Consider the following 24217-nt stretch of genomic DNA (forward strand, 5'->3'; position numbering starts at 1 on the left):
CTACTCGTTATGAGAAAACTGCTAAATCTTTCCTTTCCCTTGTTCATTTTGTCGCTGTTTTTGTTTGGATTGCTATTTCTTGACTTTAGGGACACAACCTAAGTAAGGAGATGATGAACCGTGGTATCTCTTGAGCAGGTACAAAATGGGATTGCCAATTATATAGATGCTGAGATCGTCACGAAAATGACTGGCTGGCAGAAGTAGGCGGTTGGTACCGCTGCGGGTATAATTTTGCAGCGCGCTCTGAAACTCTATGAGCAGGCGAGATCACACCCGCTTATGCAGGCGATGGGCGTGATTGATGCTGAAGGGATGATCGATGCAGATACACTGCACAGGGAACTGAAAGCACAGGCACAGTCCGGACTGATTACTGTGAACATCCCGATGGCTGGGACGGTCAAATTTTCAGAAGCAGATGTTGACAAGCTATTCGGGATGATTAAAAATGCGTGAGAAAGGCGGAAGGAAGCAATGAGTGTGTAAAGATGGCACTGAAGATGGAGAAGGATGATGTCAAAGACGCAGAAATGTTGACCAGGTATGCGGAGCGCGCAGCCATGTTGGGTGACGAAGAGGCTGCGCGGATATTCCGGTCGCGCGCGGAGCGCCGGATTGGCTCGGATTACGAGGAGAGCCGGAAACTCGTGAAATATGAGATGGACCGTATGGCCAAGGAGGGTAAGACGGAAACACCTGGAAGTGCGCCGCAAATCTGCTGGCAGGCCATGCGGGAGATGCAGAATGCACAAGTTGGGGACATCAAGGCAAGAATTGCGGCTGTGAAAAGCGTGTAATCTTTGAATTTAGTATGCTAAAATTTGCTGTGTATTTACTGTGAAGAATCACGTGAAAAAATGGGCAAAATCAAGTGATTTTAGAAACTGAATAAAGGCAACAAAAAACCGTTCAAATGCGCCGATTAGCGTAATTGAACGGTTTTTTGTTTTTTAAATTTTGGCGGAGAAGGAGGGATTCGAACCCTCGAAGGCTGTTAGACCTTACACGAGTTCCAGTCGTGCGCCATAAACCAAGCTAGGCGACTTCTCCAAAACAGTGTTTATATTATATACCATAAAATCGAAAAAATCAAGTGTTATTTATAATTTTTTCATTCCATTTCACTTTTGGCAAATTGCAAGTAAAATTGTGAAAAAAGTTCCGAAAATGCTTAGGCAGGGAAAGGATAGTCCGGAGGACAAAAAAGTGACCCTGTATCGTTCGCAAAAGCTGTCTTTTTTCTGCTGATCGGGTTTATTCTTCCGGATCCGGCTGATACTCCAGAATATCCCCTGGTTGGCAGTCCATCTCCCGGCAGATCGCTTCGAGGGTGGAAAACCGGATTGCGCTGATCTTCCCGGTCTTGATCTTCGAGAGATTGACATTCGAAATGCCAACCCGCTCCGCCAGCTCATTCAGGGAAATTTTTCGATCGGCCATCACACGGTCCAGCCGCAACACAATCGCCATCTTGCCCACCCCCTCACAACGTTTCGTCCGCCTGTTGCTGCAACAGGCTGCCATATGCAAAAATTTCTGCCAATCCGTAAAGTGCGGCACCCATCAGAAGCGGCGCTGCGATTCCTTCCAAGCCGCTCCAACCGGAAAGCAGTCCCGGCAGTCCATCGGTACAGGCGGTGAGTGCGACCAGCAGAGCAATCCTATGGAGATGGGCTGTGTTCGTTGGCGAAAAAGGAGATCCTCCATCACTCAGATTCCGGAAAATCAACAGCGCAGAACCGAACAGCAAGAGACGTACTGCCCCGTCTACCAATATAGCAACAGCCAGGGCCACCAGTGCGGGACTCATCGAACCGGGCGACCAGCCGATCCCTTCCAGTCCCAGCGTGACAACTAGGGCAGACTCCCACTCAGGCGTCCTTGCCAGTGCGAGAAAAAGGGAAACTGCCGCTGTAAAAAAACCGTAAACCAAAACCAATTCAACCAACCATGTCAGCAGATACATCACACCGCTGCTCTTTTTGATCCAGTTCAGTCTCTGATCCATCTTGATTCCCCTTTCTATAGTGCTATAAAGTCTCCTCATCCAGCTTCTGCAAGGCGCACCCATAACGGAAAATTTCAGACAGCCCGTATATAAGCGCCGCCCAAAGAAACGAGTCTATCGACAGGAGCGGTTTATCCGGTGCACCGAGCACCGCCAGTTTCCCTGCCAGACCAGGCAGGAATCCCATCCCCACAAAGCAGAGCGCGATTCTCCGAAGCCTGCCCACATTTTTCGATACAAAGGGCTCTCCTTGACCCGCTGTCTGAAAAAGCTCGGCAGCCCTGCGGCAGATCATCGCCCAAAGAAGCAGACGGACCACTCTTTCAGCAGCGGAAAAAAGCCCATACTCGGTGAAAGTCCGGAGCAGGCATCCTATCCACATCACTTGCATCACTGCGCCAGCCACCAATACAACCATCAATCCCCTCATCAGGAGGCTTAGCCTCCTGCCTGCCGTTTGAACCTTTTCGATTCCCATGCGTGTATCCCCTCCTTTTCTCTTATTTTATTCGCTAAATTTATGTTTGTCAACTATTTTTTAATGTTTATCATTAAATATTTTACTTTATTCGATCATATACAAATTCAACAAAACATTTCGCTTCAGGGATTTGTATTTATTGCAATAAAGTCATTGACTTCTTATGTGCAGTCTGTATAATATCTAGCATACATTTTTCGTTGAGAATGGGGATGTGCCCAATGGACGATTTTCAGAAAATCAATTCCCGCCGCTATCTGGTGGGGCTGACATGGCCAATCTTTGTTGAACTGGTTTTACAGATGCTCGTCAGCAATGTGGACCAGATCATGGTTGCCAAAACCTCCGAAACGGCTGTCGCCGCGATCGGCAATGCCAACGTGATTACCACTCTGCTGGTGATCTCGTTCTCGGTGATCTGTATGGCGGCGACTATCCTCGTCACTCAGTATATCGGAGCCGGCAGTACCGGGCGGGTCGCTCAGACCTACACGGTTTCCCTGCTGGTCAACTTTCTTTTTTCCCTAGCTATCGGGTTTGGACTGGCTGTCTTTCCGCGGCAGATTTTCGGGCTGATGGGGGTACCGGAACAGCTGATGCAGGAGGCCTGCGCCTATCTGCGCATCATCGGGCTTGGGATGCCGCTTCAGGCAATCCATCTGACCTTTGTGGCGTTCTTCCGCGCAAACGGCCTGACCCGCCAGACCATGTTTATTTCGATCGTCATCAACTTTATCAACATCGGCGGCAACCTCATCCTGATCAACGGGTTCGGACCGATTCCCGCGCTTGGAATTGTGGGTGCCGCAGTTTCGAGTGACCTCTCCCGCCTGGCTGGCGTATTCCTGATTCTTGATCTCTTCCGCAGGCATATCCACACCCCGCTCTCATTGCGGCACCTACGCCCCTTCCCTTTCGACCATCTCAAACGCCTCTTGAAAATCGGCATCCCATCCGGCGGAGAAAGTGTTTCCTACAACCTGACCCAGATCGTCATCCAGACCGTCTGCAACTCGCTGCCAGTCTATGTCATCACCTCCCGCGTCTACTGCAATATGTTTGCAATGCTTTCCTATATTTACGCGTCGGCGATTGCGCAGGCAACCCAGATCATTGTCGGCTATCTGATGGGCGCGCGCCGAATCGAGGAAACTGATAAACGTGTTAACGCGACTCTCTGGGGTGCAATGGGGGTTTCATTCGTGATCTCCCTTTCCCTTTATCTGTTCTGCCGCCCGCTATTCGGGCTATTTACCAATGATCCGCAGGTACTTGATATGTGTAAGACCATCATGGGGATCGAAATTTTCCTGGAATTGGGACGTGCCGCCAACATTGTCCTCTTCCGCTCCCTGCAAACCGCCGGAGATATCCGGTTCCCGATCTGCCTGAATGTCACCACTGTCTGGGTCGTAGCCGCAGGCGGCGGGTATCTGCTTGGCGTCGTGCTCGGATGGGGTTTGCCCGGGGTCTGGATTGCCATGGCTTCCGACGAAATTTTCCGCGGAGTGGTTTCATTTTTCCGCTGGAAAAGTGGAAAATGGCGCTCAAAACATCTGATCGACTGAGAAAACACCCGTTCTCCTTGCCTCGTTTTTCACACAACCAGAAAACCCCTCCAATGCAGTCCCATTTTTCTGCATCGGAGGGGTTCTCCTGAATCTCTAACCTTTTTATTCTGTATGGCTATCGGTTATCCCGTGGTTCGGGACGGAACAACAGGGATACACACCAGATCGCACCCAATGCGACCAGTGTATAGATGACCCGGCTGAAGATACTCCCCTGCCCGCCGAACAGCCATGCAACCGCATCGAGCTGAAAGATACCCATTAGACCCCAGTTCAGCCCCCCAACGATTGCCAATAGCAACGCAATTTTATCCAGCAAAACAATACGCCTCCTTTTTGATTTGGTATTTATCCTAAGTGTTTACGAAAAACGCGGGTTTATACTACGGATTCGGTAAGTCTCTGCTATATCCACACCTGGAAATGCCAGAAGTCCTACTTGCACCGTTGCCCGATCCGATGCAGCAAACATCTGTACTCTTCCCGCCTGCTCCCGGGTGATGACCCGGTATGGCTCGAGTGGAATCCCATCCAGATAGAGTACAGCCGTCTTTTCATCGGGCGGAAGGGAAACGCAAACTGCATCAAACCGCCCGCCTATCCCCTGTTCCAGTTCGTCCAGATTCCAGCGGTGCAGCCCAGAGTCTGCCGGGAAATTCACCACCCTTTGCCCATCTGCTGCGGATACTTTCAGTCCGCAAAATAAAATCAAACCCAACGCGGCGAGAACTGCGCCAACCTGTTTACGCATAAAACCTCCTTTCTTCCGGCCGGTTCCGGATTCAGAGCCTGTATTCATCCCCGGAGGATAGACATCCTATGGATCATGAATACGGATTCTCAGGCTTTTAAAAGCAGTTTTCCCCAAAAATCGAAAAATATCAGCAGGAGGCACTTGTTTTTTATTGGGCTTTATGGCAGAATAAAAGCAGTATTTTCGTGCAGTTTACCCTGACTATTGATGAAAAGAGAGTGTGCTTATGAACCATCAGACGGTTGTCGTCCTTGATTTTGGCGGGCAGTATAACCAGTTGATCGCGCGCCGCGTGCGGGAATGCTCGGTTTACTGCGAGGTTCTGCCATACCAAACCCCACTTTCGGAAATTCTTGCGAAACAGCCGATCGGCATTATCTTTACCGGTGGGCCAAACAGTGTCTATGCCGAAAACGCCCCGCAGGTCGACCCTTCGCTCTTCGAGGCTGGCGTACCAGTGCTCGGAATCTGCTACGGTATTCAGCTCATGGCTCATACACTGGGTGGGCATGTTACCAGTCCTGATTCCCGCGAGTACGGCAAAACACATACCGCCTACAACACCGAATGTGTGCTCTTCCGAGGCCTGCCCGCTGAAGGGATCTCCTGGATGAGCCACACTGACTATATCGACCGACTGCCCGAGGGATTTGCCAGCACTGCACATACCAGCGCCTGTCCGACTGCTGCCATGCAAAATCCCAGCAAAAAGCTCTATGGCCTGCAGTTCCATCCGGAAGTACTCCACTCTGAAAATGGGATTGCAATGCTCCGCAACTTCCTTTATGAAGTCTGCGGTGCAGTAGGAGACTGGACGATGGGCGATTATGCACGTACTGCTATCGCTTCCCTGCGGGAAAAAATCGGGAATGGAAAAGTCCTGCTCGCGCTCTCGGGAGGTGTGGATTCCTCTGTCGCTGCCGCACTGCTTTCCAAAGCGGTTGGAAACCAACTCACCTGCATCTTTGTCGACCATGGCCTGATGCGGAAAAACGAAGGGGATGAGGTGGAATCTGCATTCGGAGGACGGGATCTTAACTTTGTCCGTATAGATGCCAGCGACCGGTTTCTTGGTAAGCTCTCCGGTGTCTGCGATCCGGAACACAAACGGAAGATCATCGGCGAAGAGTTTATCCGGGTATTTGAAGAGGAGGCCAAAAAGATTGGGCAGGTGGATTTTCTGGCACAGGGTACCATCTATCCTGATGTGATCGAGTCGGGTGCCGGAGAGGCTGCTGTCATCAAAAGCCATCACAATGTTGGCGGCCTGCCAGACCATGTCGATTTTAAAGAAATTATTGAGCCGCTTCGTCTGCTCTTTAAAGATGAAACCCGCGCACTTGGTCGCGAACTCGGCCTTCCTGACTATCTGGTCGATCGCCAGCCCTTCCCAGGCCCAGGTCTTGCAATCCGTATCCTTGGAGAAATCACCCGCGAAAAGATCGCTATCCTACAGGACGCTGATTGGATCTTCCGTGAAGAGATCGCCAATGCTGGGTTGACAAACGAGATCCATCAGTATTTCGCTGTTTTGACCAACATGCGTTCGGTTGGTGTCATGGGGGATGGCCGCACCTATGATTATACTCTTGCACTGCGTGGTGTCACCACCTCTGACTTCATGACTGCTGATTGGGCAAGAATCCCTTATGAGATTCTGGATGTCATCAGCCGCCGAATCGTTAACGAAGTGCGTGGGATCAACCGAATCGTTTATGACATTACCAGCAAGCCGCCTGCAACAATCGAGTGGGAATGATTTCAGAAGCCCAGAAAAAGCCCGGAATGACTGGGTTTTCTAAGGCCTGATGCCCTTCGTGGCAACGATTTGGCAACATTTTTCATTATTCATAAAAAGAGAGCTAACTGATTTTGATTAGTCAGTTAGCTCTCTTTTTCTTTTTATTATTATTTTGTGCAACAAACGGCCTTTCCCGTGGCCTACAAGTGAGAGGGTCAAAAGAGGTCCTGGGGCGGCACCTTCACATAGTTCTGGGTCTTATCAAACTCCGGGTAGTGGTAGCGCCACTTGTCGTAGTCCTCTTTGGAGATCTCACCCGCCTCCAGCATGGCGTCGGCCTGCTGCCAGGAACAGAGCATCTCATGCAGCCGAGCTGCGTCCTTGTTCTTCCGCACATCGACCTTCAAGCATACTTCTCCATCCATCTCGCTGATCTTGAGCCCGTAGTTGTCCTCAAGGGTAAACAGGGTATGCATAAGGCCCACATAGGAGTCTATATCAGGAACAGAGAGCGCATGGGGCGAGACATCCAGTACCTCAGCCAAAGCGGCGGTCAGGTCTGCCTTTGGGGTTCTTGATCCTGTTTCGTACTGTGCAAGGCGCACATCAGCAGACTTCTCCGGGAAGCCCAGTGACATGCCGAGATATTTTTGTGTCATCCCCCGTAGGAGACGGAAAAAGTGAATTCGTTCACCAATCGCCATATCATCAACTCCAATCGTTGGTTGTCTTTATAGAAAGCGTAGCAGAAATGCTTAGGAAAGTCAAGAGAATACTAAACAATTTTATTTAATTTATTTTGTGTGCGCCGATTGACACAAGCTATTATGCTTAGTATAATGACAATAGGCAAAGCATATTTGCTTAGTTAAAGTAACTGAAGAAACTTTTTTCAAAATTCTTGGGTGCAAAATCTGAAAAAAGTGGCAGTAGAGAGTGAGGAGGTCTTTATGAAAAGCAAAATTAGCAGGCAGAAACGATCAATAAGGAAAGGAAGGTATTTTATTTATGCAGAAACAGGGTTTTATGCGAGCAGACGAAGTTGCTCAGGAATTAGGCATCTCCAAATCCCACGCCTACAAGGTGATCCATGGGCTTAATGAAGAATTGCAGGAGAAAGGGTATCTGACCATCTCCGGCCGTGTCAATCGAGAATTCTTCAGGGAGAAGTATTACTATACCAAAACAGCAAAGGAGGAATCATAATGGCAGTTTACAAGGAAGAAAAAACCGGAACTTGGCGGGCAGTTTATCGCTATACCGATTGGAATGGTGAGCGGAAACAGACCCAAAAGAGGGGCTTCAAGACCAAGCGAGAGGCACAGGCTTGGGAGCGTGAACAGGTTCATAAAACCAGCGCTGATTTTGATATGAATTTCAAAAGTTTTGTGGAACTTTACACAGCGGATATGAAGACCCGGCTCAAGGAAAACACCTGGGCCACAAAGGAGCATATTATCCGCACCAAGCTACTCCCCTACTTCGGCAAGCTGAAGATGTGTAACATCACCGCCCAACAGATCATCACCTGGCAGAACGAGATGCTGAACCACAAGGATGAAAAGGGACAGCCCTATTCACCTGTGTACCTTAAGACGGTTCACAATCAACTCAGTGCCATCTTTAACCACGCAGTACGGTATTACAATCTCCGTGATAACCCTTGCAAAAAGGCTGGCAGTATGGGGAAAAAGAAAAACCGAGAGATGATGTTCTGGACCAAGGAGCAGTACTTGAAATTTGCCGAGGTGATGATGGATAAACCGCTATCCTTCTATGCCTTTGAGATGCTTTACTGGTGCGGTATCCGAGAGGGAGAACTTCTGGCTTTGACCCCGACAGATTTTGACTTTGAGAAGCGCACTGTCACCATCAACAAATCCTATCAGCGGCTGAATGGACAGGATTTGATTACTACTCCAAAAACTGAAAAGAGTAATCGGATTATCACTATGCCGCAGTTTCTGGCAGAGGAAATTCAGGATTACCTCAAAATGCTCTACGGCATTGGAGCAGATGACCGAATGTTCACCGTCACCAAGAGTTATCTCCACCGGGAGATGGATAGAGGCTCCAAAGAGGCCGGAGTCCCGCGTATCCGAATCCACGATATTCGTCACAGCGCAGTTTCGCTTTTGATCGACATGGGGTTCTCCGCCACAGCCATCGCAGATCGGGTAGGTCATGAGAGCATCGACATCACTTACAATTATGCACACCTGTTTCCGTCCAAACAAACGGAAATGGCAGATAAATTGAATATGGAAAGGGGCAATTAAAAATGTCAGCAAAAAATTTGGATAAGCACAATCGTTGGAGAAACAAGGCCGTATCTTTCCGGGTCTCCCCTGAGGAGGATGCCCAGATTGAAACAGCAGTCAAGCTCACCGGACTGACCAAGCAGGATTATATCATCCGTCGGCTGCTCTGCCGGGATGTGGTGGTGCATGGAAATCCAAGAGTCTATAAGGCACTGCGAGATCAGCTGGCTGCTGTGCTGGACGAGCTGCGCCGGATTGAAGCTGGGCAAGGAGTAAATGAGGAACTGTTGGACACCATTCAGATGATCACAACCATTATGAAAGGAATGCGGGAGGATATTGCCTATGATCGATGAAAAAAAGAAAATGACCACCCAGGACTCATCTGTTGGCGCAGACGATGGGCAGTCAATCTCTAAAAACTCTGACATTAGTATAACCACTTCCAAGGAAGAAATCAACGATGAAGTTGTAAATCCTCAGGAAAGCCTGGAAGAAATGTACCGCAAGATACAGCGCATGAGCGACCCAGCTTACCTGCACACTGTAACCCTGGACGAGCTGATGGACAATGTGTTTGAGGTAAAGTCTGCGGTGATTGAAAACCTGCTCTATACTGGAGCATATATCCTTGCCGGAGCGCCCAAAATCGGCAAGTCTTTTCTGGTGGCGCAGATCGCCCACCATGTCAGCACTGGGCAGGATTTGTGGGGTTACAAAGTTCATCAAGGAACAGTCCTCTATCTTGCTTTGGAAGATGACGAAAGCCGTTTGCAGCGCAGGATGTTCCGCATGTTCGGTGTGGAGGGGACAAGCTCTCTCCACTTTGCTACCAGTGCCAAGATGATTGGCAGCGGTTTGGATGAACAACTTGAAAAGTTTGTCCGGGAACACAGAGACACCAAATTGATTATCGTGGATACCCTGCAAAAAGTCCGGGAGATGGTAAGCGACAATTACAGCTATTCCAGCGATTATGAGGTGATTGGAAAACTGAAACAATTTTCAGACCGGCATGGAGTTTGCATCCTGATTGTCCACCACACCAGAAAGCAGCCTGCGGGAGATAGCTTTGAGAAGATTTCCGGTACCACCGGACTGTCGGGCTGTGCAGATGGGGCACTCATTATGCAGAAAGAAAAACGAACTGACGGAAAGGCTACACTGGAAATTAGTGGACGGGATCAGCCGGATCAGCGGCTGTATCTAAGTAAAGACCAGGAGCGTTTGGTATGGCTTCTCGACCATGCAGAGAATGAGCTTTGGAAGCAGCCTCCGGACCCGGTGCTGGAAGCGGTAGCGAAAATGGTATCTGACGAAAACCGCGAGTGGGAAGGCAGCCCTACAGAGCTTGCCGAAGCCCTCCAGTTGAATATGGCAGTGAACCGCCTTACCAAGCATTTGAATGTGAATGCCAGTCGCCTGCTGGAAGAACATCAGGTGAAGTACGAAAACAAAACCAAGCATGCCGGAAGGCGTATCAGGCTGACTTATATGGTAGAAGCACCTATGGTTGAAGTAATTAAGTAAAGCGCGACGCTTGCAACGGTCGCGACGGTGTTTTGAGGGGTACTCCCAGCACCGTTGCGACCGTCGCCACCGTTGCGGAAAAGAAAATATGAGGTGGTGTTTTGCCACCCCATTGTTCAAGAGGATGCCCCATTTTAGGGCACCCCAAGATCACCATAGGATGTCGCGTTTCACGACACCCGATGCGCCAAAACAGGATACAGTGTGCGGAGTAAAAGCGAACGATGGGAAAACATTTTGCCCACGCATCTAGCGAGAGCTACTGTGTTTCACGGTAGACCTCAGGCAGTAAGGGTGGAACGATTTGTTCCATGGCATCTTAAAGGGGACGGCGCTTCGGCGTACCCTTTCAAAGTGTTCGCAGAACGCGCAGCCACAGAATGAAATTCTGTGTTCAAAAGGGGCTTGGGGGCGCTGCCCTCAACAAGCAGACGGCAGGAAATGTGAGTGTGTATTAACACTCGCATTGCTTGCCGGATTTGTGTGTGGATAGCCACACGCATTGCTTGCCAGATTCTAAAATTAACGAAACGGACTTTGTACCGCTACGGAAAATCAACCGAAATTTAAGCATTAGGAGGTAACGACTATGAGAAAGATTTTGTCCTGTGAGTTCAACCTGGACACCGCCTGTGTGGAGCTGCATCTGGCGGATGAAACGCTGCTCTCCATTGACTGCACCGCCGTGGAGAACAAATTAGCAAACAGTATGTACCAGCGGTCGGAGCTAGACTGGCTAATTTATAATGATCCGCTGGCCTACGCCGAGCTGATTTTGAACGGTGACCCGGAACGATATCTAAAGGCTGTGACAGCAAAACCTTTGTTTGATTAAAACTAAGAAAGGTTATCTGTTGTACCGAGATGGTCTCATCATATCGTGAGCATGTCTTGAGTTATTGTGTAGTTTGTGGTATAATAACTCATCCGAATATGATGGGAGAAATTAAGATGCCAGTCTCGTATGACAAGCTTTGGAAAACCCTTATTGATAAAAAGATGAAACGCTCGGACTTAAAGGATGCTGCTGGTATTAGTTTTAATGTCTTAGCAAAGATGGGAAAAGATGAATTTGTATCAATGGAAAGCCTATACAAAATTTGTGTAGCATTAGACTGCGGTATTGATGAAATTATGGAGTTTACAAATAATGAGCATGCTTGACTTTGCAATTATGGCAACAACAGAATATATTGACCACATGCCAAAAAGTCAGCGCAAGAAATATGGTCAGTTCTTTACGAGCAAAGAGACTGCCATTTTTATGGCTGGACTGTTTGAAATCCCTAATGGGTGTGAGGCGCTTTCTATTCTCGATCCTGGCGCAGGTTCTGGAATTCTTTCAATTGCACTATTGGAACGCCTGCAATCCTTTTCAGCGATAAAAGAGATTAGATTGGTTTGTTATGAGAATGACCCTAATATAATGGAGTTACTTCGAACCAATTTAGAGACAGCGTGTAGTTATGCCCAACAGGAAATATCTTACGAGATCGTTTCTGATAACTACATTTTAAGCCAATCAAATGACTACAACTTAATGTTAGGTGCAAATTTAAATCCTGAAAAATTTGATTTTATAATTGGAAATCCTCCATATATGAAAATAGCTAAGGATACCCCAGAAGCTTTGGCGATGCCAGATGTTTGCTATGGTGCGCCTAATCTCTATTTTCTCTTTGCTTCTATGAGTTTGTTTAACTTAAAAGATGACGGAGAAATGGTTTATATTATTCCGCGCTCCTGGACTTCTGGCGCGTATTTCAAAAGATTTCGTCAGAAGTTTTTAAACGAAGGGGCTTTGGAGCATATCCACTTGTTTGTTAGCCGAGATAAGGTCTTTGAAAAAGAAAGTGTACTGCAGGAAACCATCATTATAAAGCTTAAAAAAACGCACCTAAAACCTAAAACAATCACGATTACTACTACCCAAAGTAATGCGGACTTTTCAGAAAAGACAATTTTTGAGGCTCCGTACTCTGCCGTTATCAACGGACCAGATTTCTATGTATATCTGGTAGCAAATGCTGAGGAGGTAGAGACACTTAATAGTTTGAACAAGTGGGAAAACACCCTGCCAAGTATTGGTCTAAAAATGAAGACTGGCCTTACAGTTGATTTCCGAAACAGAGAAGCACTGAGAGATGCAGCTGAAGATCAGTCTGTTCCATTGTTCTATTCTCAGCACATACAAAATGGCAAAGTGGTTTTTCCTGTAGGGAAGGAACACGAGTATCTGGTTACTGAGCAGAGGGGACTATTACAACCAAATAAGAACTATCTTTTTGTTAAACGATTTACAGCAAAGGAAGAACATAGGCGGCTTCAATGTGGTATTTATCTGGCAAAAAAGCATCCTGAGTATTCCCAAATCAGTACACAAAACAAGATAAATTTTATCGATGGGATGTGTGATCTTTCGGAGTGTGTTGTGTACGGGCTTTATGTCTTGTTTAACTCCACCTTGTATGACTGCTATTATAGGATCTTGAATGGTTCAACGCAGGTCAATTCGACTGAGGTGAACTCTATGCCGGTTCCATCCATGGATATCATTGAGGCCATGGGGAAAGAGCTGATAGCTGCACACGATATGTCGGAACCTGTTTGTGACAGAATTTTGAGAGGTTATGTATGAGTAAAATTGATGAAGCAAAAGAAATCTTAAATGCCTTGCAAGTCCCGGCAAAGCAGCAAAATGCTATGTGCTGTTGTGTTTTGCTGACGATGGCAGGACTCTTAGAGGAAACTTCATGGCAAGATGCAACCAACGAATGGATTCGTATTCACGATGTAATTGCTTTTGCCAATAACAATTATGGGACTACTTATGCGGAAAATAGTCGAGAGACATTCCGTAAACAGGCTATGCATCATTTTAGAAATGCAGCTTTTATTGAGGATAATGGCAAGGCTACCAATAGTCCGAATTATCGCTATCGGCTGACAGATGAAATGCTGAAGTTGATACAGAGCTTTGGTACAGATTGGTGGGAAACCAAGCTTGCTTCTTTTCAAACTAATCACGAAACGCTTGTTCAGCTATATGCTTCTAAGCGTGTCAGACGCAAAATGCCAGTGAAGATCAACGGTGAAGATTTCACTTTTTCTCCAGGAGAGCATAATCAACTTCAAAAAGCAATTATCGAGGAATTTGCACCACGCTTTGCTCCAAATTCGGAATGCCTCTATGTTGGCGATACCATCGAAAAAGATTTGGTAAAGAACGAGGACAGGCTTCGTGAACTCGGATTTACTATTACATTACATGACAAGATGCCAGATGTAGTCCTCTACTCAGAGGAAAAGAACTGGCTGTACTTTATAGAGTCGGTAACATCTGTTGGGCCGATGGAGCCGAAACGCATCAAAGAGATCGAAGAAATGACCACCGGCGTAACTGCAGGGAAAATCTATGTTACAGCTTTTCTGGATTTCAAGACATTCAAGAAGTTTTCTGAGACACTTGCTTGGGAAACAGAAGTTTGGATTGCTGATATGCCGGATCATATGATCCATTTGAATGGGGATAAGTTCTTGGGACCAAGAAAGTAATGCTTAATGGATAAATGAAGTTGATTTTTCTACAAATTCCGAAGGAGGGATATTGTGAATACCAAAATAGAGGTCTGTATCAAAGAAGAAGAGACAACAACCTGTAAAGGCGGTATCCTCGAAAAATTGGTTGCTCAAGTCTTAACATGTCAGCAGTACGAAGTAACTCAAACAGTTCGAGTTACTGGAATTGAAATAGATGTACTTGCACAACATAAGTTCACAGGGCAAACTATCTTAGTAGAATGTAAAGCATGGGATAGTGCATTGCCTGCGGATGTTATAACAAAACTGCTGGGAAATGGTTTGTTAAAGGGAATAAAAACATGTTGGTTAGTTACAACAGGTGGATTGTCTAAAGACGCCGAAGGCATACGAATTGAGTGGGAAAATGCAAAGCGAGAAGGCCTGGTTTTCTTCACTCAAAACAGAATTATCGACTTGTTAACTGATTCACATTTGATCAAATCAGTTGATATCATCTGTGAGCCATTAAAAGATCGATTTACAATGGGAAGCGAAGCACTGCTCATGCTGACATCCGAAGGAATGTATTGGATTGTTCCTGTTACAGATTCAGAAGTGGGGCTTTCGTCATCGGTGCTTGCATTTGATGCAACAACGGGCCGACGCATTGTGTCTACAGATCAATTAAATGAGCTCAAAACTCGAAAAAATAGTTTTAGCAGTTTTCAATGGCTTGGCGAGGAACCTGTTGACACTAAAATTTCAGAAGTATTAATGGAAGAATACAACAATATTGTCCCTGTCATCAGTGGAGATGACTGGACAGACTACCGTCCTGCCAGACCAGAAGATTTCGTGGGTCGTAAAAAAATTCTTTCTAATATTTTCGAATTTTGGGAAAATGTTAATGGAGGAAGCTCAAATACCCGATTGTTCTCAATTAAAGCTCCTTCAGGCATGGGAAAAAGTTCTGTTGTTCTGAAGGCTGTTTCCATAGCTTCAAGTAACAGAAAGTACAGCAAAAAATTTTTTGTTTTTGCTGTAGATGTACGGACTGCCGTTTCTTCCAGATATGCAGAAATGGCATTGAAAGCATGCTTTGATTCGGCTGACGAACATGGATTTACAGATATTACACAACGCAATGTGACTTCTACGACTATCAATCAATTTCTTCATAATGAATCCATCCAGAAAACCCTGTCTTATTTGAAAGAACAGGGAAAAACAATGGTAATTATTTTTGACCAGTTTGAGGAACTGTTTTCGAAAAAAGAACTGTATCCTCTCTTTGACAGCGTGAAAAGTTTATGTAACGAAGTAGATGCACTACAGGGGCAGTTGGTCTTGGGGTTTGCATGGAAAACAGATTTAACGATTCCCGTAGAGCATCCAGCGTACTATTTGTGGTCTAATCTTGCGGATAGACGAAAAGAATTTGAATTACAGCAGTTTAAACCTTCAGAAATAAAGAGTGCTATTGGTTTGTTTGGAAAACAGCTGCAAGAACCAGTGAATCCTATCTTGGCAAATTATCTTACAAAACAGTGCCAAGGCTATCCTTGGCTATTGAAGAAATTGTGTATTCATGTGTTTAAGTTAATTCATGAAGGAAGTAGCCAAGAATATGTTATTGGTCAAAGATTGAATATTGTGGATTTGTTTGAACGCGATATTTCTGAGCTGACCCCTGATCAACATGCCTGCGTTCTTGAAATTGCAAAAACTTCTCCTGCTGACTATTTTGCCATTGCAGAAACCTATGGAAGTGATATGGTGCAGGCACTAATCAATGCGCGGGTTGTCATCAGAAGAGCTTCGAAATTGACACTGTACTGGGATATTTTCAGGGATTATGTTTTGAACCATGTAACGCCGGAATTATTGTTAGATTATATACCGCAGTTGCAGTTTGGCTCGGATATAAGAGCTTTTACATGTTTGTTAGAACATGGGGATATGACATCAGCAGAACTGAGCAAACAGTTGTCTGTTAGCCCTGCTACTGTGGATAACATAATGATCGATGCTGTGATGTTTGGTGTTGCACAGAAAAACAATAACACTATTCATCTCATACCGGAATCAAAAGAAGATTTAGTTTTACAATTACAGACATTGTTCAAAAAGCATGTAATTTATAGCGAGCTAAAACAGCGTGGTGTAGAATCGTTCGACTATGTCTATTTTCAGAAAATCTTTCAATCCAGTTATAATGATGTCAATATCAAAGAAAAGACAAAAGAAATGTATTGCAGTAAATTATATGGCTGGTTACTTCGTTTGGGCCTACTTGAAGAGGTCAAAGGTCATGTGACTATTGCCAGTACTGCAAATCCCAAGACAGTTTTGTTGAACACCCAGAGAACTCCACGGAGAGGTAAATATCAATGGGGAAATAGCAATCTATTTTGGGGACAAAGCTCTCCTGATAAAGTCATTGACGCATATGATCGGATTGCATCTGAAAGCATTGGCTATGAAGCTTTAAAGTCACAAGGATATAGAAATGCAATTGAGGCTTTAGTTGCTGCTGGGGCAATCACGAAAAACGGTGATGCTTTTGTTATCAGATGTAATCTTGAGCAGGTATTTAAAAATATTAAGGAAACTGAAACAATTAAGTTTGCACAAAAGACAATGGCAGAGCATCCCGAAATCAAAAGCGAGAGTATGGGTATATTGCTTGAAGAGCAATTCTCTAGAAAATGGACACCGGCATCGCAGAAGCGTTATGGCAATGCAATAATTAGATGGGTTAAATACTTGAATAACCTAACAAAAACATAGGCAGGTTATTGGCTTCAGGACTAAACATCGGGGACAAAATTCAGGATGATCTCTGGCAACACTCTGGCAACAAAAAATCAGATAGCCTCTACTATCTGAATAATGAAAAGAATACCAATACTCTGAGCGAAATCTTATAAGCAAATCTGTTTAGAAAACATCTAACAGGAGCGAGTGGGAATGATTTCGGTGTCGTAGGGCAATGTGATTTATCCTGTATAGGGCAATAACACTTAGCCTCCGACATAGAAAAATAAGACCTTGCATCTCACGATGCGGGGTCTTATTTTTGTCCTTCGGACTATCCTTTCCCTGCCTAATACAAGGATTTTAGGAACATTTTGTGCTATATCACCATGGAGTAGGGGCGTCCGGCCCAAGGGCCGGGGTGGATAAACGACTTTGCCCCTTACAGAATAAATCACATTGCCCTACGACATTCGGAGGCCCGGAAAAGCCTGATATGACTGGGTTTTTGAGGGGTTAAGGCCCTTTGTGGCAACGATTTGGCAACATTTTTTCATTATTCATAAAAAGAGAGCTAACTGATTTTGATTAGTCAGTTAGCTCTCTTTTTGTTTTTATTATTATTTTGTGCAACAAACGGCCTCTCCCGTGGCCTACAAGTGAGAGGGGCAAAAGAGGTCCTGGGGCGGCACCTTCACATAGTTCTGGGCTTTGTCAAACTCCGGATAGTGGTAGCGCCACTTGTCGTAATCCTCTTTGGAGATTTCGCCCGCCTCCAGCATGGCAGCGGCCTGCTGCCAGGAACAGAGCATCTCGTGCAGTCGAGCGGCGTCCTTGTTCTTCCGCACATCAACCTTCAAGCAGACTTCTCCATCTATCTCGCTGATCTTGAGCCCGTAGTTATCCTCCAGGGTAAACAGGGTGTGCATCAGCCCCACATAGGAGTCTATATCCGGGACGGAGAGGGCATGGGGAGAGACATCCAGTACCTGGGCTAAGGCGGCGGTAAGGTCTGTCTTTGGGGTTCTTGATCCTGTCTCGTACTGAGCAAGGCGCACATCGGCGGACTTTTCTGGAAAGCCCAACGCCATACCAAGATATTTTTGTGTCATCCCCCGCAGGAGACGGAAAAAGTGAATCCGTTCCCCAATCGCCATATCATCAACTCCAATCGTTAGTTGTTCTTAGGAAAAGCGTAGCAGAAATGCTTAGTAAAGTCAAGAGAATCTTAAACAATTTTATTTAATTTATTTTGCGTGCTCCGATTGACACAAGCTATTTTGCTTAGTATAATGACAATGAACTAAGCATAATAGCTTAGAACTGATAAATAAAAAAGAACTGCCGCAAGCCCTGGTTATACATCCGGGAAAAAGTGGCGGACGAAAGTGAGGAGGCATTTATGGAACACAATATCCATCCGCAGCAGCCATCAAAGAAGAAAGGAAGGTGTTTTCAATGCAGGCACAAAACTTTATGCGCGTGGAGGAAGTGGCCCAGGAGCTGGGCATCTCCAAGTCCCACGCCTACAAGGTGATCCACAAGCTCAACGCCGAACTCCGTGAGAAGGGCTATCTGACCATCTCCGGGCGGGTCAATCGGAACTTTTTCATGGAGAAGTTTTGCTATGGCAAGACGGGGAAGGAGGACTAATCGTGGCAGTCTATAAGGAAGAAAAGACAAACACCTGGCGGGCGGTCTACCGCTACACTGACTGGAACGGCGAGCGCAAGCAGACCCAGAAGCGGGGCTTCAAGACCAAACGGGAGGCACAAGCCTGGGAGCGCGAACAGCTCAACAAGACCAGCGCTGATCTGGACATGACCTTTAAGAGCTTCGTGGATCTCTACACGGCGGATATGAAGACCCGGCTCAAGGAAAACACCTGGGCCACCAAGGATCACATCATCCGCACCAAGCTGCTACCCTACTTCGGCAAGCTGAAAATCTGTAACATCACTGCCCAGCAGATTATCACCTGGCAGAACGAGATGCTGAACCACAAGGACGAGAATGGCAAGCCCTACTCTCCGGTGTACCTGAAAACGGTCCACAACCAGCTCAGCGCCATCTTCAACCACGCGGTTCGGTACTACAACCTCCGGGAGAATCCCTGCAAGAAGGCGGGCAGCATGGGCAAAAAGAAAAACCGGGAGATGATGTTCTGGACCAAGGAGCAGTACCTGAAATTTGCCGAGGTGATGATGGACAAGCCGCTATCCTTCTACGCCTTTGAGATGCTCTACTGGTGCGGTATCCGGGAGGGGGAGCTGCTGGCCCTGACCCCGGCGGACTTTGACTTTGAGAAGCGCACCATGTCTATCAACAAGTCCTATCAGCGTCTGAACGGCGAGGACCTGATTACTACCTCCAAGACGGAAAAGAGCAATCGGGTCATCACCATGCCGCAATTTCTGACTGAGGAAATCCAGGATTACATCAAAATGCTTTACGGCATCGGGACGGATGACCGGATGTTCACCGTCACCAAGAGTTATCTCCACCGGGAGATGGACCGGGGAGCCAAAGAAGCGGGAGTACCGCGTATCAGAATCCACGATATTCGTCACAGCGCGGTTTCACTTCTGATCGACATGGGGTTCTCTGCCACGGCCATCGCGGACCGAGTGGGCCATGAGAGCATTGACATCACTTACAACTACGCACACCTGTTTCCGTCCAAGCAGGCGGAAATGGCAGACAAATTGAACATGGAAAGGGGCAATTAAAAATGTCAGCAAAGAATTTGGACAAGCACAACCGTTGGAGGAACAAGACCGTGGCTTTCCGGGTCTCCCCGGAGGAGGACGCCCAGATCGAGACGGCGGTGAAGCTCACCGGCCTGACCAAGCAGGATTACATCATCCGGCGGCTGCTTTGCCGGGATGTGGTGGCCCAGGGAAACCCCAGGGTCTACAAGGCGCTGCGGGACCAGCTGGCCGCTGTACTGGACGAGCTGCGCAAGATTGAAGCTGGACAGGGCGTGAACGATGAGCTGCTGGACACCATCCAGATGATCGCTGCCATTATGAATGGGATGCAGGAGGACTTTGCCTATGACCGATGAGAAAAAGAAAATGACCGCCCAGGGCTCATCTGTTGGCGCAGATGATGGGCAGTCAATCTCTCAAAATTACAAGACCACTATACCAGACCCGGACGAAAAAAGCAATTCCCCGGAAAGAGATTTGGAGGAACTTTACCAGAAAATGCGCCGCATGAGCGCCCCGGCTTACCTGCACACTGTGACTCTAGACGAGCTGATGGACAATGTGTTCGAGGGCAAGTCTGCGGTGATTGAGAACCTGCTCTATACAGGAGCGTACATCCTTGCTGGAGCGCCCAAAATCGGTAAGTCCTTCTTGGTGGCGCAGATCGCCCACCATGTCAGCACTGGGCAAGAGCTGTGGGGCTACAAAGTCCACCAGGGAACCGTGCTCTATCTTGCTCTGGAAGATGACGAGAGCCGTTTGCAGCGCCGGATGTTCCGTATGTTTGGCGTGGAGGGGACAAGTTCCCTCCACTTCGCCACCAACGCCAAAATGATCGGCGGTGGCCTGGATGAACAGCTGGAAAAGTTCGTTCGGGAACACAGTGATACCAAGCTGATTATCGTGGATACCCTACAAAAAGTCCGTGAGGCTGTGTGTGACAGTTACAGCTACTCCAGCGACTATGAGGTGATCGGCAAGCTGAAGCAATTTGCCGATCGGTATGGGGTCTGCGTCCTGATCGTCCACCACACCAGAAAGCAGCCTGCGGGAGACAGCTTTGAGATGATTTCTGGTACAACCGGCTTGCTGGGCTGTGCGGATGGGGCGTTCCTGATGCAGAAGGAGAAGCGAACGGATAGCAAGGCTACCCTGGAGGTGGTAGGCAGAGACCAGCCGGATCAGCGGTTATATCTGAGCAAAGACCAAGAGAGCCTGGTTTGGGGTCTCGACCATGCAGAGAATGAGCTTTGGAAGCAGCCTCCGGACCCAGTGCTGGAAGCCGTGGCAAAAATTGTGTCTGCTGACAACCGGGAATGGGAAGGCAGTCCCACCGAGCTGGCCCAAGCGATTCAAACGGATATGGCGGTAAACCGGCTCACCAAACATCTGAATGTGAATGCCAGCCGACTGTTGGAAGAGCATCAGGTGAGGTACGAGAACAAAACCAAGCACGCCGGGCGGCGCATCCGGCTGACTTACATGGTGGTGGAAGCCCCCGCGTTTGAAGTAATCAAGTAAAGCGCGACGCTCGCAACGGTCGCGACGGTGTTTTGAGGGGTACTCCCAGCACCGTTGCGACCGTCGCCACCGTCGCGGAAAGAAAAAGATGGGGTGGTATTTTGCCACCCCATCTTCAAGGAGGATGCCCCATTTTAGGGCACCCTAAAAGTATCATAGGATGTCGCGATTCACGACACCCTATGCCCCGAAACAGGGCACCGGGTACAGGGGCAAAAAGCGTTCGGAGAACGCGCAGCCACAGAATGAAATTCTGTGTTTAGAAGGGGCTTGGGGGCGATGCCCTCAACAAGCAGACGGCAGGAAATGTGAGTGTGTATTAACACTCGCATTGCTTGCCGGATTTGTGTGTGGCTATCCACACGCATTGCTTGCCTGTATCTAAAACAACCGAAACGGCCCTTGTGCCGCTGCGGAAAATCAACTGAAATTCAAGTATTGGGAGGTAACGAGTATGAGAAAGATTTTGTCCTGTGAGTTTAACCTGGACACCGCCTGTGTGGAGTTACGTCTGGCGGACGGGACGCTGCTCTCCATCGACTGCACCGCCGTGGAGAGCGAGGTGGCAAACAGCATGTACCAGCGGTCAGAACTGGACTGGCTGATCTACAACGATCCGCTGGCTTACGCAAAGTTGATTTTGGATGGTGATCCGGTTAGGTATCTGAAAGTAGCAGCAGATAGTAGACGGAGCGAAGTTGATTTTGAGTAATATTTGAATATTACATCGAAATAGCAGAAAAATGCTTGACAACCTGAAAGCCATATGCTATGATTGTACCAGACAAGAGAAGAGCCCCCGGGCACAGCGGCAACTGTGTCCGGGAGCTTCCCGCGAAATATCATAGATATATCCGTGTTTATGATATCAGATGTTCGTAAGAATGTCAATGCGGGCTTGTACTTTTGAAGAAAGGAGAACAAGCCTAATGCGTTTTTATGTAAACAAGTACGCGCAGCCTACTGGTGAGCATGAGGTACATCGCTCTAATTGCGCCTGGTTGCCTGATGCAGAAAACCGCATCTACCTGGGGGATTTTGCTACTTCCCAGGCTGCTGTAAAGGAAGCACGCAAGTACTACAGCTGTGTAGACGGTTGCAAGCATTGCTGCCCTGAAAGCCACACCCGATAAACACGATAAGGTGGCCCGCCCGTTTATGGGCGGGCCACCTTTCTTTTTGAGGAGGGAGAAAGATGGTTGCTAAAATTTCGGATGTTGCGGAAGTGCAAGGTGGCATAGTTTTGAGCAGAAAAGAAGCGAAGACCCAAGAAGAAATCTACTGCTCTTATAAGCGCCTCACGCTTAGAGCATTTGATAGAACCGGCAGCATCCATGTTTCAGATCTAGAGGACTTTTATGCCTGCGAGAGCTTGGACAATGCGTTGTTTACCTCAAAAGGGGACGTTGTGGTTCGTCTGCTTTCACCTATGTACCCTGTGTATGTAGAAAATAACTATGAAAATATTTTGGTACCTTCTCAATTTGCTGTGTTGCGGGTGAAAGATAGAGAGGTCATTATGCCAGAATATTTACGCCTTTGGCTGGCGCAGAAAAGTATTCAGGATCGTGTTCTTGATTTGGAAAGTGGGACGGCTCAAAAAGCTGTAAAAATAAAAACGATTTTAAACTTGGACATTTTTATCCCGCCTTTGGAAGTTCAAAAAAAAGCAGTGATGATCGATACACTAAGCCGTCGCCGAGAATGCCTATACCGTGAATTAATCGAAGAAGAACGAACGCTCACCGAGAACTTATTAGAGAATATTATTGGAGGAATCAACAGATGACGACGAAAAAAGATATTGAAAACGCATTGATGCGTGGTGCGGATACACTGCGGGACACCATTGATGCCGCAAACTATAAGGATTATGTTTTGCCAATCATGTTCGTTAAGTATCTGAGTGATTCTTATGAAGATGCCCTCGATGAACTGAAGAAAGAATATACCGGAATTCGTCTGGAACGGCAGAAGCGCTACTTGCCTTTCACTATCGCGGAGGAATGTTCGTTTCAGTCTTTGTACGACCAAAGATTTTCGGATAAAATCGGTCAGTTAATCAATGCCGCCATGCGCAAAATTGAGGCAGATAACAATCAGCAGTTGGCAGGCGTTTTGAATACCGTAGATTACAATAGTGAAAATGCGCTTGGAACGCTGGATCATAAAAAAGCAATTCTTCGTGATTTGCTGGAGGACTTTGAATCGCTGAGCCTGCGGCCTTCTGAAATCGAAGTGAAAGCAGGCCAGGTGCCGGCAGACGTGATTGGCGATGCTTATGAATACATGATCGGTCAGTTTGCTAGTATGGCGGGTAAGAAAGCAGGGTCCTTCTATACCCCGGCAGCTGTATCGGAAATTATGGCCCGTATTGTAGATGTTCAGCCTGGTGAGCGCGTATATGACCCTACCTGTGGATCTGGTTCGTTGCTGATCAAAGCTGCCAAGAAGCAAAACAGCAAGGAAGTATCTATCTATGGCCAGGAAGTAAACGGCTCTTCTGTTGCAATGGCCAAGATGAATATGTATATCCACGAAATCCGGGATGCAAAAATTGCCTGGGGTGATACTCTGGCAAATCCGCTTTTCCTGGATTCAGATGGTAACCTGCTGCTCTTTGATGCCATTGTTGCCAATATGCCTTTTTCTAAGGATAAATGGGCGTCTGGGTTTAATCCTGGCGGCGAGTCCAGCGGCAAAGGCAAAAAGGAGTTCAAAATGGAAGCCTCACTGGATAAATTCCATCGCTTTGATTGGGGCGTTCCGCCTGCGAGCAAGGGCGATTGGGCGTTCTTGCTCCACATGATTGCAAGCCTTTCGGTGAATGGAAGAATTGCTGCTGTTGCTCCCCACGGTGTATTGTTCCGCGGTGCTGCGGAAGGTCGTATCCGCCAGAAAGTGATTGAAGAGAATCTGCTGGATGCCGTCATTGGTCTGCCTGAAAACCTGTTCTACGGTACACCTATTCCGGCTTGCATTCTAGTGTTTAAGAAGAATCGTCCCAACACGGATGTGCTCTTTATCGATGCTAGTAAAAAGGATGAAGACGGTAATCCTCGTTATATCAAGGCAAGTAATCAAAACGAGTTGGGACAAACGCATATTGACGCAATTATCCAGGCATATCAGGATCGCACAGAAAAGGATAGATTTGCCCATGTGGCAACGCTGGATGAGATTAGGGAGAATGAGTATAACCTGAACATTCCCCGTTATGTGGATGCCTTTGAAGAAGAAGAACCGATTGATATTCAGCAGGTGCAGTCCAATATTGCTCGACTAAAAGCTGAGATTACAGAGGCTGAGAAACAAATGGACGCATATCTGAAAGAATTGGGCCTTTGATATGTCTTT

27 protein-coding genes and 1 tRNA gene are annotated in these 24217 nt (G+C 47.1%); 20 read left to right on the forward strand and 8 right to left on the reverse strand.

The features are described 5' to 3' along the window. Positions 1 to 234 precede the first annotated feature (234 nt). Complete coding sequence (locus tag D5269_RS11270; protein ID WP_147407971.1) at positions 235 to 459, forward strand: hypothetical protein; 225 nt, start codon at positions 235 to 237, stop codon at positions 457 to 459. Between the two features lie 32 nt (positions 460 to 491). Continuing rightward, a complete protein-coding gene (locus tag D5269_RS11275) occupies positions 492 to 800 on the forward strand; it encodes a hypothetical protein (protein ID WP_016317997.1) in 309 nt (102 codons plus the stop codon). 161 nt (positions 801 to 961) lie between these two features. Here the strand turns inward: D5269_RS11275 and D5269_RS11280 are convergent. From D5269_RS11280 to D5269_RS11295, 4 genes are all read right to left on the reverse strand, one after another. After that, positions 962 to 1053, reverse strand: a tRNA-Ser gene (locus D5269_RS11280). A 204-nt stretch (positions 1054 to 1257) separates the two neighbouring features. After that, positions 1258 to 1473, reverse strand: a complete 216-nt coding sequence (locus D5269_RS11285) for a helix-turn-helix transcriptional regulator (RefSeq protein ID WP_016316621.1) — start codon at positions 1471 to 1473, stop codon at positions 1258 to 1260. A 13-nt stretch (positions 1474 to 1486) separates the two neighbouring features. Then, positions 1487 to 2011, reverse strand: coding sequence for a hypothetical protein (locus tag D5269_RS11290; protein WP_120485553.1), 525 nt, complete (start codon positions 2009 to 2011; stop codon positions 1487 to 1489). A 22-nt stretch (positions 2012 to 2033) separates the two neighbouring features. Next, positions 2034 to 2441, reverse strand: a complete 408-nt coding sequence (locus D5269_RS11295; RefSeq protein WP_166545176.1) for a hypothetical protein — start codon at positions 2439 to 2441, stop codon at positions 2034 to 2036. Between the two features lie 272 nt (positions 2442 to 2713). On the opposite strand from D5269_RS11295, the gene D5269_RS11300 reads away from it, so the two are divergent. Further along, positions 2714 to 4060: an MATE family efflux transporter gene (locus tag D5269_RS11300; RefSeq protein WP_243126805.1), complete on the forward strand. Its 1347-nt coding sequence runs from the start codon at positions 2714 to 2716 to the stop codon at positions 4058 to 4060. Between the two features lie 118 nt (positions 4061 to 4178). Here D5269_RS11300 and D5269_RS11305 read toward each other — a convergent pair whose 3' ends face one another. Together D5269_RS11305 and D5269_RS11310 are read right to left on the reverse strand one after the other, a co-directional pair. Next, entirely contained in the window at positions 4179 to 4382 is a 204-nt protein-coding gene (locus D5269_RS11305; protein ID WP_016316626.1) for a DUF378 domain-containing protein, read from the reverse strand. 42 nt (positions 4383 to 4424) lie between these two features. Further along, positions 4425 to 4814, reverse strand: a complete 390-nt coding sequence (locus tag D5269_RS11310; protein WP_147407972.1) for a hypothetical protein — start codon at positions 4812 to 4814, stop codon at positions 4425 to 4427. A 229-nt stretch (positions 4815 to 5043) separates the two neighbouring features. Here D5269_RS11310 and guaA point away from each other — a divergent pair, with 229 nt between their 5' ends. Then, positions 5044 to 6576 (forward strand): glutamine-hydrolyzing GMP synthase, encoded by a 1533-nt coding sequence (gene guaA, locus D5269_RS11315; RefSeq protein WP_120485557.1) that lies wholly within the window; start codon positions 5044 to 5046, stop codon positions 6574 to 6576. A 197-nt stretch (positions 6577 to 6773) separates the two neighbouring features. Here the strand turns inward: guaA and D5269_RS11320 are convergent, their stop codons facing one another. Next, the gene (locus D5269_RS11320) at positions 6774 to 7262 is read right to left on the reverse strand and encodes a helix-turn-helix transcriptional regulator (protein ID WP_120485558.1); all 489 of its coding nucleotides are present in this window, start codon (positions 7260 to 7262) and stop codon (positions 6774 to 6776) included. Positions 7263 to 7566: 304 nt separating this feature from the next. Here D5269_RS11320 and D5269_RS11325 point away from each other — a divergent pair, with 304 nt between their 5' ends. The 9 genes from D5269_RS11325 (at position 7567) to D5269_RS11365 (ending at position 16661) form a co-directional block, all read left to right on the forward strand. Further along, entirely contained in the window at positions 7567 to 7764 is a 198-nt protein-coding gene (locus D5269_RS11325) for a helix-turn-helix domain-containing protein (RefSeq protein WP_120485559.1), read from the forward strand. Next, a complete protein-coding gene (locus tag D5269_RS11330; RefSeq protein ID WP_120485560.1) occupies positions 7764 to 8837 on the forward strand; it encodes a site-specific integrase in 1074 nt (357 codons plus the stop codon). The genes D5269_RS11325 and D5269_RS11330 overlap by 1 nt, the downstream gene beginning before the upstream one ends. A 2-nt stretch (positions 8838 to 8839) precedes the next feature. Further along, the gene (locus D5269_RS11335) at positions 8840 to 9175 is read left to right on the forward strand and encodes a hypothetical protein (RefSeq protein ID WP_120485561.1); all 336 of its coding nucleotides are present in this window, start codon (positions 8840 to 8842) and stop codon (positions 9173 to 9175) included. After that, positions 9165 to 10349, forward strand: a complete 1185-nt coding sequence (locus tag D5269_RS11340; protein ID WP_120485562.1) for a helicase RepA family protein — start codon at positions 9165 to 9167, stop codon at positions 10347 to 10349. Before D5269_RS11335 ends, D5269_RS11340 begins: the two co-directional genes overlap by 11 nt. Positions 10350 to 10938: 589 nt before the next feature. Next, complete coding sequence (locus D5269_RS11345) at positions 10939 to 11184, forward strand: DUF6061 family protein (protein WP_120485563.1); 246 nt, start codon at positions 10939 to 10941, stop codon at positions 11182 to 11184. Between the two features lie 116 nt (positions 11185 to 11300). Continuing rightward, positions 11301 to 11513, forward strand: a complete 213-nt coding sequence (locus tag D5269_RS11350; protein ID WP_108981133.1) for a helix-turn-helix transcriptional regulator — start codon at positions 11301 to 11303, stop codon at positions 11511 to 11513. Continuing rightward, on the forward strand, positions 11500 to 12987 hold the full coding sequence (locus tag D5269_RS11355) for an Eco57I restriction-modification methylase domain-containing protein (RefSeq protein ID WP_243126807.1): 1488 nt from the start codon (positions 11500 to 11502) through the stop codon (positions 12985 to 12987). The genes D5269_RS11350 and D5269_RS11355 overlap by 14 nt, the downstream gene beginning before the upstream one ends. After that, positions 12984 to 13904, forward strand: coding sequence for a BsuBI/PstI family type II restriction endonuclease (locus D5269_RS11360; RefSeq protein ID WP_120485564.1), 921 nt, complete (start codon positions 12984 to 12986; stop codon positions 13902 to 13904). Before D5269_RS11355 ends, D5269_RS11360 begins: the two co-directional genes overlap by 4 nt. 54 nt (positions 13905 to 13958) lie before the next feature. Beyond that, positions 13959 to 16661, forward strand: coding sequence for a restriction endonuclease (locus D5269_RS11365; RefSeq protein ID WP_158604953.1), 2703 nt, complete (start codon positions 13959 to 13961; stop codon positions 16659 to 16661). 620 nt (positions 16662 to 17281) lie between these two features. On the opposite strand, the gene D5269_RS11370 is transcribed toward D5269_RS11365, so the two are convergent. Further along, complete coding sequence (locus D5269_RS11370) at positions 17282 to 17785, reverse strand: helix-turn-helix transcriptional regulator (RefSeq protein WP_120485566.1); 504 nt, start codon at positions 17783 to 17785, stop codon at positions 17282 to 17284. 301 nt (positions 17786 to 18086) lie between these two features. Here D5269_RS11370 and D5269_RS11375 point away from each other — a divergent pair, with 301 nt between their 5' ends. The 7 genes from D5269_RS11375 (at position 18087) to D5269_RS11405 (ending at position 24208) form a co-directional block, all read left to right on the forward strand. After that, on the forward strand, positions 18087 to 18281 hold the full coding sequence (locus tag D5269_RS11375) for a helix-turn-helix domain-containing protein (protein ID WP_016316630.1): 195 nt from the start codon (positions 18087 to 18089) through the stop codon (positions 18279 to 18281). A 2-nt stretch (positions 18282 to 18283) separates the two neighbouring features. Beyond that, entirely contained in the window at positions 18284 to 19357 is a 1074-nt protein-coding gene (locus tag D5269_RS11380; RefSeq protein ID WP_120485567.1) for a site-specific integrase, read from the forward strand. A gap of 2 nt (positions 19358 to 19359) precedes the next feature. Then, the gene (locus D5269_RS11385; RefSeq protein ID WP_120485568.1) at positions 19360 to 19695 is read left to right on the forward strand and encodes a hypothetical protein; all 336 of its coding nucleotides are present in this window, start codon (positions 19360 to 19362) and stop codon (positions 19693 to 19695) included. Then, positions 19685 to 20860: a helicase RepA family protein gene (locus D5269_RS11390; protein ID WP_120485569.1), complete on the forward strand. Its 1176-nt coding sequence runs from the start codon at positions 19685 to 19687 to the stop codon at positions 20858 to 20860. Before D5269_RS11385 ends, D5269_RS11390 begins: the two co-directional genes overlap by 11 nt. A 454-nt stretch (positions 20861 to 21314) precedes the next feature. Continuing rightward, a complete protein-coding gene (locus tag D5269_RS11395; RefSeq protein ID WP_120485570.1) occupies positions 21315 to 21572 on the forward strand; it encodes a DUF6061 family protein in 258 nt (85 codons plus the stop codon). Positions 21573 to 22055: 483 nt separating this feature from the next. Further along, a complete protein-coding gene (locus tag D5269_RS11400) occupies positions 22056 to 22649 on the forward strand; it encodes a restriction endonuclease subunit S (protein ID WP_120485572.1) in 594 nt (197 codons plus the stop codon). Further along, complete coding sequence (locus tag D5269_RS11405) at positions 22646 to 24208, forward strand: type I restriction-modification system subunit M (protein ID WP_120485573.1); 1563 nt, start codon at positions 22646 to 22648, stop codon at positions 24206 to 24208. Before D5269_RS11400 ends, D5269_RS11405 begins: the two co-directional genes overlap by 4 nt. The last annotated feature ends 9 nt before the right edge of the window (positions 24209 to 24217 follow it).

The organism is Anaerotruncus sp. 1XD42-93 (assembly GCF_009917605.1).
In the GTDB taxonomy this organism is placed as follows: Bacteria; Bacillota; Clostridia; order Oscillospirales; family Ruminococcaceae; genus Anaerotruncus.

Bases quoted from the DNA above. Each gene is read 5' to 3' on its own strand.
- D5269_RS11275 (WP_016317997.1), top strand. From the start codon at position 492: ATGGCACTGAAGATGGAGAAGGATGATGTCAAAGACGCAGAAATGTTG.
- D5269_RS11285 (WP_016316621.1), bottom strand. From the start codon at position 1,473: ATGGCGATTGTGTTGCGGCTGGACCGTGTGATGGCCGATCGAAAAATT.
- D5269_RS11290 (WP_120485553.1), bottom strand. From the start codon at position 2,011: ATGGATCAGAGACTGAACTGGATCAAAAAGAGCAGCGGTGTGATGTAT.
- D5269_RS11295 (WP_166545176.1), bottom strand. From the start codon at position 2,441: ATGAGGGGATTGATGGTTGTATTGGTGGCTGGCGCAGTGATGCAAGTG.
- D5269_RS11300 (WP_243126805.1), top strand. From the start codon at position 2,714: ATGGACGATTTTCAGAAAATCAATTCCCGCCGCTATCTGGTGGGGCTG.
- D5269_RS11310 (WP_147407972.1), bottom strand. From the start codon at position 4,814: ATGCGTAAACAGGTTGGCGCAGTTCTCGCCGCGTTGGGTTTGATTTTA.
- guaA (WP_120485557.1), top strand. From the start codon at position 5,044: ATGAACCATCAGACGGTTGTCGTCCTTGATTTTGGCGGGCAGTATAAC.
- D5269_RS11320 (WP_120485558.1), bottom strand. From the start codon at position 7,262: ATGGCGATTGGTGAACGAATTCACTTTTTCCGTCTCCTACGGGGGATG.
- D5269_RS11325 (WP_120485559.1), top strand. From the start codon at position 7,567: ATGCAGAAACAGGGTTTTATGCGAGCAGACGAAGTTGCTCAGGAATTA.
- D5269_RS11330 (WP_120485560.1), top strand. From the start codon at position 7,764: ATGGCAGTTTACAAGGAAGAAAAAACCGGAACTTGGCGGGCAGTTTAT.
- D5269_RS11335 (WP_120485561.1), top strand. From the start codon at position 8,840: ATGTCAGCAAAAAATTTGGATAAGCACAATCGTTGGAGAAACAAGGCC.
- D5269_RS11340 (WP_120485562.1), top strand. From the start codon at position 9,165: ATGATCGATGAAAAAAAGAAAATGACCACCCAGGACTCATCTGTTGGC.
- D5269_RS11345 (WP_120485563.1), top strand. From the start codon at position 10,939: ATGAGAAAGATTTTGTCCTGTGAGTTCAACCTGGACACCGCCTGTGTG.
- D5269_RS11350 (WP_108981133.1), top strand. From the start codon at position 11,301: ATGCCAGTCTCGTATGACAAGCTTTGGAAAACCCTTATTGATAAAAAG.
- D5269_RS11355 (WP_243126807.1), top strand. From the start codon at position 11,500: ATGAGCATGCTTGACTTTGCAATTATGGCAACAACAGAATATATTGAC.
- D5269_RS11360 (WP_120485564.1), top strand. From the start codon at position 12,984: ATGAGTAAAATTGATGAAGCAAAAGAAATCTTAAATGCCTTGCAAGTC.
- D5269_RS11370 (WP_120485566.1), bottom strand. From the start codon at position 17,785: ATGGCGATTGGGGAACGGATTCACTTTTTCCGTCTCCTGCGGGGGATG.
- D5269_RS11375 (WP_016316630.1), top strand. From the start codon at position 18,087: ATGCAGGCACAAAACTTTATGCGCGTGGAGGAAGTGGCCCAGGAGCTG.
- D5269_RS11385 (WP_120485568.1), top strand. From the start codon at position 19,360: ATGTCAGCAAAGAATTTGGACAAGCACAACCGTTGGAGGAACAAGACC.
- D5269_RS11390 (WP_120485569.1), top strand. From the start codon at position 19,685: ATGACCGATGAGAAAAAGAAAATGACCGCCCAGGGCTCATCTGTTGGC.
- D5269_RS11395 (WP_120485570.1), top strand. From the start codon at position 21,315: ATGAGAAAGATTTTGTCCTGTGAGTTTAACCTGGACACCGCCTGTGTG.
- D5269_RS11400 (WP_120485572.1), top strand. From the start codon at position 22,056: ATGGTTGCTAAAATTTCGGATGTTGCGGAAGTGCAAGGTGGCATAGTT.
- D5269_RS11405 (WP_120485573.1), top strand. From the start codon at position 22,646: ATGACGACGAAAAAAGATATTGAAAACGCATTGATGCGTGGTGCGGAT.